This is a genomic window from Parasediminibacterium sp. HNIBRBA5674, from assembly GCF_056745525.1.
Genome location: NZ_JBQWIE010000059.1, coordinates 1 through 9,793, shown reverse-complemented (window position 1 = coordinate 9,793; position 9,793 = coordinate 1). Strand labels below are relative to the sequence as shown.

The 9,793-nt window shown below is 33.9% G+C and carries 13 protein-coding genes; 1 reads left to right on the top strand and 12 read right to left on the bottom strand.

All coding sequences use genetic code 11. From position 1 onward, the window contains the following. Positions 1–315 precede the first annotated feature (315 nt). Both ACT9TX_RS17790 and ACT9TX_RS17785 read right to left on the bottom strand, forming a co-directional pair. Positions 316–642: a helix-turn-helix domain-containing protein gene (locus ACT9TX_RS17790; protein WP_481340343.1), complete on the bottom strand. Its 327-nt coding sequence runs from the start codon at positions 640–642 to the stop codon at positions 316–318. A gap of 4 nt (positions 643–646) precedes the next feature. Next, positions 647–988, bottom strand: coding sequence for a type II toxin-antitoxin system RelE/ParE family toxin (locus tag ACT9TX_RS17785; RefSeq protein ID WP_481340341.1), 342 nt, complete (start codon positions 986–988; stop codon positions 647–649). On the opposite strand from ACT9TX_RS17785, the gene ACT9TX_RS17780 reads away from it, so the two are divergent. Beyond that, positions 970–1,230, top strand: a complete 261-nt coding sequence (locus tag ACT9TX_RS17780) for a hypothetical protein (protein ID WP_481340339.1) — start codon at positions 970–972, stop codon at positions 1,228–1,230. The two genes, ACT9TX_RS17785 and ACT9TX_RS17780, sit on opposite strands and share 19 nt — an antisense overlap. A 61-nt stretch (positions 1,231–1,291) precedes the next feature. Here the strand turns inward: ACT9TX_RS17780 and ACT9TX_RS17775 are convergent, their stop codons facing one another. From ACT9TX_RS17775 to ACT9TX_RS17730, 10 genes are all read right to left on the bottom strand, one after another. Further along, the gene (locus ACT9TX_RS17775; protein ID WP_481340337.1) at positions 1,292–1,444 is read right to left on the bottom strand and encodes a hypothetical protein; all 153 of its coding nucleotides are present in this window, start codon (positions 1,442–1,444) and stop codon (positions 1,292–1,294) included. Continuing rightward, positions 1,434–1,895 (bottom strand): PIN domain-containing protein, encoded by a 462-nt coding sequence (locus tag ACT9TX_RS17770; protein WP_481340335.1) that lies wholly within the window; start codon positions 1,893–1,895, stop codon positions 1,434–1,436. Before ACT9TX_RS17770 ends, ACT9TX_RS17775 begins: the two co-directional genes overlap by 11 nt. 285 nt (positions 1,896–2,180) lie before the next feature. After that, positions 2,181–2,834 (bottom strand): formylglycine-generating enzyme family protein, encoded by a 654-nt coding sequence (locus ACT9TX_RS17765; protein ID WP_481340333.1) that lies wholly within the window; start codon positions 2,832–2,834, stop codon positions 2,181–2,183. 227 nt (positions 2,835–3,061) lie between these two features. Next, the gene (locus tag ACT9TX_RS17760) at positions 3,062–4,117 is read right to left on the bottom strand and encodes a DUF4339 domain-containing protein (RefSeq protein ID WP_481340331.1); all 1,056 of its coding nucleotides are present in this window, start codon (positions 4,115–4,117) and stop codon (positions 3,062–3,064) included. A gap of 246 nt (positions 4,118–4,363) precedes the next feature. Next, positions 4,364–4,708 carry a helix-turn-helix domain-containing protein gene (locus ACT9TX_RS17755; protein WP_481340328.1) on the bottom strand — a complete coding sequence of 115 codons (345 nt, stop codon included), beginning with the start codon at positions 4,706–4,708 and terminating at the stop codon, positions 4,364–4,366. A gap of 555 nt (positions 4,709–5,263) precedes the next feature. Next, positions 5,264–6,064 carry a hypothetical protein gene (locus tag ACT9TX_RS17750; protein ID WP_481340326.1) on the bottom strand — a complete coding sequence of 267 codons (801 nt, stop codon included), beginning with the start codon at positions 6,062–6,064 and terminating at the stop codon, positions 5,264–5,266. A 237-nt stretch (positions 6,065–6,301) separates the two neighbouring features. Continuing rightward, a complete protein-coding gene (locus tag ACT9TX_RS17745; RefSeq protein ID WP_481340324.1) occupies positions 6,302–6,823 on the bottom strand; it encodes a hypothetical protein in 522 nt (173 codons plus the stop codon). Positions 6,824–7,055: 232 nt separating this feature from the next. Next, positions 7,056–7,685 (bottom strand): hypothetical protein, encoded by a 630-nt coding sequence (locus ACT9TX_RS17740; RefSeq protein ID WP_481340322.1) that lies wholly within the window; start codon positions 7,683–7,685, stop codon positions 7,056–7,058. Between the two features lie 180 nt (positions 7,686–7,865). Next, on the bottom strand, positions 7,866–8,627 hold the full coding sequence (locus ACT9TX_RS17735) for a DUF3667 domain-containing protein (protein WP_481340320.1): 762 nt from the start codon (positions 8,625–8,627) through the stop codon (positions 7,866–7,868). Between the two features lie 246 nt (positions 8,628–8,873). Further along, the coding region (locus ACT9TX_RS17730) for a hypothetical protein (protein WP_481340318.1) at positions 8,874–9,793 on the bottom strand (920 nt) is incomplete at its 5' end.

The window sequence follows — 9,793 nt, the reverse complement described above, 5'->3', positions numbered from 1 at the left end:
GTTGCGACTTTTGAATAATAACTCTTGACATAATTTACACTTTAATGATTTAGTGTAAACCTATTTTAGGACAAGACGGTAGAAGGATGTGTCGCATAAAATTACAGCTAACGCGCGGGGCTTTGCTGCAGGTGTGGAATTTACCAATTGTCCGCCCGGAACTGAAGCTAAAGTATAACTAAAAGTTGAAGTTTAGAACTACTGCCCGGCAGAATTCCGTCCGCCGAAACCGGTGCTGGGATATACACTGCTGATGATTGCTGCAATGTCCAGCCACACTTGCGCAAAACCCGATGTTGTGCGTTCGCCTTGTTATCAAGCAAGTTGTAAATATTGCTTTTCTAGCGTTACATTAAAATGAATATCTGCTCTCAGTGCCTTAAAAACTTTTAATACTGTGTCAATTGTTGCACTATTCGCACTGCTTTCTAATTTTGAGATTTGTGCTTTTTGAACACCAACAAGTTCTCCTAATTGTTCTTGTGTCAGGTTACGTTGTTGTCTTGCAGTTTTAATCATTCGGCCTAAAACGTCCATACGAAGTTCGTATTCATACAGGTCTCTATCTTTTGTACCTTTCTTGCCGATATATTTATCTTTCATTTCGGCAAGTGAGTATGATTTCATTGCTGTCTTTGCCATAATGTTATTTTTTAAGTTTGTTTTCAAAATATTTTTTCCTAATGTTAATCGCTCTTTCAATTTCGTTTGCTGGCACTTTGTCCACTTTTTTAATAAAACCGTGAGTTGCAAAAACTAATGTTTCAGTTTCGTTGTCTTTGTCCCAAAATGCAAGTAACCTAATCTGTACGCCGCCAAACTTTGTTCTAAATTCCCAAATATCTTTTTTAAGTTTCTTGAAAAGCTTTGGGTCATTACTTTGTTCAGCTATGTCAATGTTGTAGAAAACTTTTCTAGCCGCCTTTGCATCAAGTCCGGCAATGAATTTATCTGCTTCTTCTAAAAATCGTGTCTGAAAATATTGCAACTAAAAAAGTTTTCACAAAGATAAAGGTTGTTTCTATAATTAGAAACTTTATTTTTTTGTCGGTTAGAAAGAAGGAAGCTGAAAAAGGTGACGCACAACGAAAAAGGCTTGGCGATGGTGGGGCTTTGAGTTGTGTCACGCTTGGCCGTCTGCCGTTGAATGGTGATAAAAAGTTGAGTTTAAATTCCTGCTGTTCGGTTGAGTTCTGTCGAGCTGGAACCGAAGTTGAACAAAGTTCCTAAAGTTGAAATACGAGTTCCGTCACGCCCCACTATTGCCAAACCTCTGTTGGGCGTAGGCAAATTATCTTGCAGCTTTTAATTTTCTATTGCTTATGTGTTGCTTAAACTCAGCGAAAGTCATACCTTTTGTTTCATTAGCAATCTTTTCTTTAACTGCTCTAAAGAATTTAACTGTGTCAAATTCTTTAACTTTTGCAACTTCGTTATTTTTCATTTCTTATGATGTCTTTTGGTGAACGTATGTCTAATTGGGAATACCCACTTTTTATATTTATAGAGTTATAGCCTCTTATTCTAAAAACGTTTACGATATGTTTAAAGTTCCAACTTACTAAATAATCAACTTTCTTTATAGTCGCACAAGCAATATGTCTACAATCGTCTATACTTGTTTCTCCAACTACTTTTTCATTTATGTAGTCATTGGCGAGTTGGTCCATTTCTTCGGTAATTTCAACAAACTCTATATGCTCGTTTGGTAGATTTATAAAATGTTCTTTTACTTTTTCAGGTGCATTTTCCAACTCAAATTCTGTCAAGTCTGAGTAAACACAAGTTATTTCACCAGCTTTTACCATTTCAAAAAGTTGTTCTGTCTCAACTTGAAATTCTTTGTCGTAAACACCACCAAAAACTGATGTGTCAAAATATAAACGAGGTTTCATTCAGCAAATTTAAAAAGTCTTAGCTATGATGCTGAATTAATTTGTCAAAGTTAAGTTTTCGGATTGCTTACGCCCAACGAGTAGGGCTTGCTGCAGTTTGGGAAATAGAATTCCGTCAGCCCATAACTGAAGCCCAATGATTGCAATATTGCCGATGTTTTGTTCACAAGCCAAATTTATAACGTCCTGCTGGAACTGAAGCACAATAGCGAACAAAAAGTTGATGCTTATAACGTCAAGCCCAAATTGCAGCAAACCCAATGTTGTGCGTTCGGCTTTCTTGTTTTAAGTCAGCACTAATCTAAAACCAATTGTATTATTTTTATAGTTTTTATCAATCGTCAAGTTATAGTCTTTGTCAACCCAAAGTCTCTGTGTTGACCAACAAGCTCCTTTATATAAACACTTTTCCTTTGATAAATTTGTTGTGTCATTGTCAACAAAATGATATAAATTACCTAATAAGTCAGATAAATTTAGTCTGCCCAATGGTTTTGAACAAACTGGCTGGGTTTGGCTATTACTATTACTTTCAAACCAAATTGTTTCATTTAATTTGTCATCGAAATCGTCATCATAATTTAAAATACAAGCATATATAAACTCACTTTCTGTGAGTAGTCTGAAATTTCGATTAGTTATACTATTTAAATTGTAAAGAAAGCTATTAATCTCATTGTAACTTATATTTTCAATCGGCTTATTCTGTCCTTTAAACTTTGATGGGTTAGTTCCCATAATATCCTCCCAAAGTTTTTGAGTTGTCAAAGTCTCACATATCCAGGTGTTTCGTTCTATGCTAATGTTTATTTTAGATTTAGTTTTTTTAATAAACTGATTTCTGTGAGGTTTCAATGCCCAATCTATTTCATAACTTTTCTGTCCAAGAGGTAGTTGATGAAAATTTAAGAGATTATCATTTATGATTATTTTTTCCATTTGGTGTGTCTGTTTAAGCTGACGCACAACGGTTTTGGGCTTTGTGCAGGTTGGGAAATAGCATTCCGTCTGCCCGGAACCGCTGCTGATTGAAAATATAAAGTTGAAGTTAAGAACAAAAGTTCAGCGATGTACGTCCTGCCCGAACAAAAGCCAAATAGAATTACAAAAAGTTCATTGTTATTCCGTCTGCCCAACTTGCACAAAACCCAATGTTGGCTGCTGTGCTATGTCACTTGTAACGCTATTCTCTTTCTATATTTTAACAAGAAAAAAATAATTGTCGCAATGAGTCCTGTTATTAATGAGTAGGTTAACCAACTTTTATTAAATTGATTTTGTCTTTCTACAATTTCAAGATGTTTGCCGTCCCTTTTGTACCAAACAATCCAATCGTTATTAAAAACAGATGCTTCGCCTGTACTTTTCCACGATTTTGCATAAACTGAACCGTCAGTATATTTTGTCGGTTGAATATTTGAAATGTAGTAAAAGTCTGTGCTAATTTCATCAAAGGTTTTAATTTTTATATAACTGCCTGCTACATAAGATTTATTTTCTTTTTCGCTAGAAATGTAATACATCGCCTCCTTGTACGCATTTTGTACAGTCCCTCGATGCGTTGGAATACTATAACCTGACGAACTATAGCCATAACCAAAATCTACGCCTGGCTTGTAGTTTGATTCAGGAACTTTAAAGCCCATATTTGTAGAATAACTTTCTGTGTATTCAAAACCATTATTAAGTCGCTTTAATGTCAAAACCGTCCAACCGCCATTTTCACATTCATAATATTCAACTAAACGATTCCCTTCGTTATCACTTGGTGTAAATAATTCTGGGTCTTTCAATTTTCCTCTTACACCTTCGTTTTTATAATCACATACTTCGTCTTTTCCTTGTAGTACAACATCAATTTTTGTTTCAATATCTTTTAAATCTTTCTCTTTTTTGTTGTTGGTATAGAGATATGATAAAAATGTTGTCAGACTTAGAGCAACTATTAAAAATAAAAATGAAGGTATTTTAAGTTTTTTTGGTTCCGATTTGGGTCTTTGAGAAATAGTTAATGGGTCGATAACATTTTCCGTTTTAATAGGTTCTTGCTCACTAATAATCGGTTGCTTTAAATCTTCGAATTGGCTAATTGGTGTCCAATTGGCAAGACCTTCAAAATAAATAAGTGTTGTCGGTATAAGATTTTGAGAAATTATCTCATCCTTTGAGAAAGGACCTTTTTTGGCGATACCGTCAAGGTAATAATAATTGATGTCGTTCATTTTTATACTATAATTTATTAGGGTGTGTCTGGAAGCATAGCAGCCAACGAAAAAGGCTTGGCGTTGTGGCTGTATTTGAAAAACGTCAAGCTGGGAACTGCTGTTGAACAAAGATATACAGTTGATGTTTGCACAAAGCTAAATTTATAACGTCAAGCCCGAACTGAAGATGAATAGCGAACTGAAGTTGAGGCTTACAACGTCAAGCAGCCATAATGCCAAACCTGATGTTGGCTGCTGTATTTTTTATACGTTCTTCGTCAAACTTTTGCCCAATTCTTTAAGTTGGTTGTATGGAATTGTCGCTAAAGTTTTTCTCCAGTTTTGTTCTGTGTTTGAGTGTTGAAGTTTTAATAGAGGATGGTCTGCTGTTAAAACTTCTCCTTTGTCTGCTGTGAACGAAAGTAAATCGTTTGGTTCACACACCAAAGCCTTACAGAGTAACTCAATATGGTCAAGTTTGAAGGCTCTTGTCGAGCTGCTACAAATTGAAGTAGCTGTGTGTGCAGTGAAACCTGCTTTTACTAAAAAGGCGTATGGTTTGTCAATGCCACGAGCCTCAAAGATGTGTTGTAAGTCTAAATTGAGCATATTGAAGTTATTATTGTGTGAATGTAACTTGTCAATGCACAAAGTTAATGTGTAATTGTGTGAATGTAATATTAAAATGAGTGAATGTAATTAATCATTGTCAAACAGTAAATATAAATTGTGTGAATGCAATTTAAAATTGCAGGACTGTTTTTTATTTATGCAAGAATTTACTTTGTCAATGAGTGAATGTAAAGAGCCATTGTCAAGTTGTAAGGCATCAATGCTTGAATGTAAATGGTCGATGCTATGGTGTAAATAATCAATACTCTACTCTAAAAAGCCATTGTCTAACAATTACTTATAATTGCGTTTTGTCGAACCGACAAAATGTGAGCTAATATAGCAGCCAACGAAAAAGGCTTGGCGTTTGTTGGGGAATTAGCATTCCGTCAGCCCATAACCGAAGCCCAATAATTGCAATATTGCTGATGTTTTATTCATAAGCCAAATTTATAACGTCAAGCCCGAACTGAAGCACAATAAAGAACAAATGTTGAGGCAATATTCGTCCAGCCCCAATAATGCCAAACCCTATGTTGGTGGCAGTTTTGTCTAAAAAGGTAGTAAGTCAATATTTTGATAGGCTGGGTCTTTCTTTAGTATTTTTGAAATTTTATCTCCAAGCTTTACAAATATTGCGTCTTGATGAACGTCTGCAAGTCTGCCTAATAAATTACCTTTCCCATCATAGATTTGAGTCCCAATACTTGCTCTATTTCCATTTATTAAAAAAGTTCCTTGTGAACTATTTTCACTCATACTTTTTTGTTGTAAAAAGTCATCACTTTCAAGTCTGTTAATTCTGTTTGACAAGTCATTAATTGCATCAAGAATTAAACTTGATTCTTTAGAAATTTCTATGTTGTTTGGAATGTTTGCAGGGACTATAGAAAGCAACTGTACTAAGGAATTGATGTCATTATTATTATCAGCAGCAGTTTCTCTTAAGGCATTTGCAATAGATGAAATATTTTGTTCAACTTCGTCAATTCGTAATTTTTCATCGTAATCAATAGTTCTCAACCCTTGAATGTCAAATATTCGTGTTGTTTTATTGTCTTTTATTAAAACAGATTTTTTATTAAATGCTTGTCTTAGTCCAAGTTCGTAAAGTACATTTGGATTTTTAGCACTCAAATCGCAAACTACGATGTCAGCTTCTATAATTTTCTTAATAATGTCTATTACGATATAGTTTGTCTTATTTTCTTCATCAGCTCTAATTGCTTTAAAACCTGCCTTTTCACAAGCTGGTCTAATTAAATGATGATATACTCTTTTGAAATGTCCATTTTCATAACTGTCTTGGTCAGAGATAGGCATCATTACAAAGCAAATTTTTTCAGGTTCCATTTTCTAAATAGTGTGTTTTTCTAAAATTGCCACCAACGAGCAGGGCTTTGTGCAGGTTGGGAAATAGAATTCCGTCAGCCCGGAACCGCTGCTGATTGAAAATATAAAGTTTAAGTTAAGAACAAAAGTTCAGCGATGTACGTCCTGCCCGAACAAAAGCTGAACAGAATTACAAATGCTCATTGTTATTCCGTCTGCCCAACTTGCACAAAACCCAATGTTGGCTGCTGTACATCTTTAAAAAGGGAATTCAAATTCTTCGGTGACTTCGCAACAAAGTTTTCCTGCTATTGATTTTGTTTTGTCAAATAGAAATTTCTTTATGGTTACTTGATTTTTAACAATTGAAATACTATTTGGAAGTCCAAAAATTCTGTTGCTTTCTAATGTCTTACTAGTTTCAATGTCAATAAAAAATAAATGAAAACTAGGTTCATTTTTTTCAAAGTCCCATTTTATTAAAACAAGTTTTTTAGAATCATTTGTCCACGCATATTTGTCTTGCCAATTGGCTTTTGGAAGTTTGATTTTGTCTTGTCCTGCAAGTTCAAGGCTACAACTATTGTAAGGTGCTCCCATTCTGACTTCTTGAGGGTTAATACACAAAATCCTAAATGGTCGTATAGTTGTGTCCGTAGTAATTGGATTTTTTTTATTGCTTACTTTATTGTCATTTGTAAGTTTACTTTCTGGTCGTCGGTTTTGACAATTGCCAAAACCTAAACAAATCAAAAGTGGTATGATAGAAAATATTTTCATAATTATGTGGTCGTATAGCAGCCAACGACTAGGGCTTGCTGCAGTTTGGGAAATAGAATTCCGTCTGCCCGTAACCAAAGCCCAATAATTGCAATATTGCTGATGTTTTGTTCAAATGCCAAATTTATAACGTCTAGCTGGAACTGAAGCTAAATAGTAGCACAAATGTTGAGGCATATTTCGTCTGCCCAAATTGCAGCAAACCCCATGTTGGCTGTAGGTTTTCTTCTCGTCAATAAGGACTTTTCATTGTCTTTATGTCTGCTGATAATTCAAAAAACGTTTTGTCAAGTTTCATTTCTTTTACTTCTGTTGCAACACTTTCCAAAGTAAATTGTCCATTGCCAATGATAGATTTCAATGGTAATGAGTTTGATTTTGAAAGAAAGTCATACCAATTTCCAAACTTGTGATTAGCAAATAGTTTTGTGTCAACCGAAAGCTTTGTATTGAAATAGTATTTTTGTATTCCACTTTTACAAGTCAAAACAAGTTCGTCACATTTAAAGCCTAAGATTTCTATCACTCCTTTATTAACTTCTGCTTTTAAAATTTCGTCAGGATTTGTAGCACCATCATTCCAAAGCAAAGTTTCAGAGTTTGACATTTTACTGTAAAGTTTGTTGTCTTTGTTTACATAAAGTTGCCACTGAAAAAATGAACCATTTGATACTGATTTGTAGTTGCCATTTTTGATAAAATATTCTTGCGTCGAACCCATCATTGTCGTGAATTGCTCGTCTGTTACATTTGGCATTTTACTTTTGTAAGTGTTTTTGTAAACAATTTTTCCTTCAAAAGTTTGTCCAAAAGAAGTAATTGCGATAAGTGTCACAAGTAAAAATGTAATTATCTTTGTCATATTTTATTTTGATGATTATTGAGGTCTGTCTAAACTTACAGCCAACGGTTTCGGGCTTTGCGAAGGCTGGGATTAGAAGTACGAATGTTCAAATTTAGCACAATGTTCATTAGAATTTCAAATGCTCAATTTAGCACTTCAGCCCAGCTTTTGCAAAACCCCTGTTGGTGGCAGTATTTTTTATCCGTGTTTCATTTTTGAAATTAATACTCCAACAATTATTCCGATTAAAAAAACAAAGAAGACAAACAATATCCCCAAATATATATAAGACAATATTACTTTCCATATTCTTGTTTTTTTAGGCAAGTAATCAAAAAATTGATATAAAGCCCAAATAGTAAATCCTGCACCAATTAAATCAGGAATTGATAAGATTGACATTCCATCTTTTTTGTCAAAAAGAAATAAAAAAGGCAAAAACACAATTCTCAATATAATATGTAAACCTGAAAGAAATGCGTTTAAAACTAAATGTTGAATGAAATTATATTTTTCTTTTTTAAAAGCCCAATATGTTCCAAGTGAAGTAATTGGCAACAACAACAATGAAGTAAATGCGTAGTGAGAACTTATCCATTCAGTTATCTTTTTAATATCAACTACTTTTTGTTCTTCGGTGTCTCCACTAATTTGAATAAATGAAGGAATATCTAAATAGTGCATTAAAAGTCCATAAATACCCGCTAAAACAAGAACTAACGAAATTGGTTTAAAGTGTTTTACTCTTTGTCCTTCAATAAATTCTCTTATGGTGTAGCCTGGTCTAGTAAAAAGTTGTTTAATTGTGTAAAAAATACCTTTATCAAAATGCAATAGTCCGTGTTGGATATCGTGCCATAAAAAATGAAAATTTATATCGTGGGTATCTGCTGATTGTCCACAATGATTACAAAATTTTCCTTTAAAGTGTTGGTTGCAGTTTTTGCAAGTTGTTGTCATATTAATGTCTCTACTTTATTTGTTTTGTCTTTAGGTTATAGGTTTGGTAATATTGCCACCAACGAACAGGGCTTGCTGCAGTTTGGGAAATAGAATTCCGTCTGCCCGTAACCGCTGCTGATTGAAAATATAAAGTTGAAGTTAAGAACAAAAGTTCAGCGATGTACGTCAAGCCCGAACAAAAGCTGAACAGAATTACAAATGCTCATTGTTATTCCGTCTGCCCAACTTGTACAAAACCCAATGTTAGCGGCTGGCATTGTGTCTTTCCATAAAGTCGTTAATAAATTTTTCACCTTTCACATTAACTTCAAAAGGTGTCCTTTTTATAGCAATTAAATCGTCTAACAATAAAATTGTCCTAATAATACAACGTCTGCATTCTTGTCTATGTGGGTCACTATGAACTCCTTTGTTTGATAGCTCATAAAGCTTATTCCATTCGTCAAATAGTGATGAAGTATTGGCAACAATTAGGTCAATATTTGTTTCACTTTTAAATTCTCGTTTGGCAAATTCTAAAAGCCTGTTTTTATACTTGTCTTTTTTTAATGAATGTCCTTCTATTATTTCGTTTGTGGCAGGAAACAAGCAGTCTGTAACATATTCAAAAACTCTTCTGCAAGAGGTCATTGCTTGAGCATATTGTTCTCCTGTTTGGGCATTTATAAAAGTTTGATTGATAGACCAAAGTTTGTCTGTCAAATCAGGTGCTGTGTCTGTTAGCTTTCCAATTATTTCGTCAGTAATCGTTGTGAAAATAGAATCCATTCCTTGTTTCCATTCAGTCGCTCTTTTTGCATTTTCATAATTATGTTTATCGTCAAAAATGCTATGGCGATAATTTGAAAATTCAGTATTAATGTTGTCAAATGGAATACCTTTTAAACGCTGTTTTATATCTTCTACATATTCCAAACTTTCAGGTTCATTGTTGTCAATAAGAATATTAATTTCTTTATTGAGTAATCTAAATTTTGGTCCAATACATTCGCCATATAACCACCAATGCAGTTCAAGAGAATTGTCTATTTCCAATGCACCTAAATATCGTTCTTCATTTGCTAATGAGTCATTTAGTTTAGTAGCAAGCAGGGCAAACGCATCTAAATTTATTTTTTGCATACTTATTAAGTAAAGGCGAACGTTTTGGATAGAAAACATTT

Excerpts from the sequence above, each read along its gene's own strand:
- ACT9TX_RS17790 (WP_481340343.1), bottom strand. The coding sequence starts at position 642 with ATGGCAAAGACAGCAATGAAATCATACTCACTTGCCGAAATGAAAGAT.
- ACT9TX_RS17775 (WP_481340337.1), bottom strand. The coding sequence starts at position 1,444 with ATGAAAAATAACGAAGTTGCAAAAGTTAAAGAATTTGACACAGTTAAA.
- ACT9TX_RS17770 (WP_481340335.1), bottom strand. The coding sequence starts at position 1,895 with ATGAAACCTCGTTTATATTTTGACACATCAGTTTTTGGTGGTGTTTAC.
- ACT9TX_RS17765 (WP_481340333.1), bottom strand. The coding sequence starts at position 2,834 with ATGGAAAAAATAATCATAAATGATAATCTCTTAAATTTTCATCAACTA.
- ACT9TX_RS17760 (WP_481340331.1), bottom strand. The coding sequence starts at position 4,117 with ATGAACGACATCAATTATTATTACCTTGACGGTATCGCCAAAAAAGGT.
- ACT9TX_RS17755 (WP_481340328.1), bottom strand. The coding sequence starts at position 4,708 with ATGCTCAATTTAGACTTACAACACATCTTTGAGGCTCGTGGCATTGAC.
- ACT9TX_RS17750 (WP_481340326.1), bottom strand. The coding sequence starts at position 6,064 with ATGGAACCTGAAAAAATTTGCTTTGTAATGATGCCTATCTCTGACCAA.
- ACT9TX_RS17745 (WP_481340324.1), bottom strand. The coding sequence starts at position 6,823 with ATGAAAATATTTTCTATCATACCACTTTTGATTTGTTTAGGTTTTGGC.
- ACT9TX_RS17740 (WP_481340322.1), bottom strand. The coding sequence starts at position 7,685 with ATGACAAAGATAATTACATTTTTACTTGTGACACTTATCGCAATTACT.
- ACT9TX_RS17735 (WP_481340320.1), bottom strand. The coding sequence starts at position 8,627 with ATGACAACAACTTGCAAAAACTGCAACCAACACTTTAAAGGAAAATTT.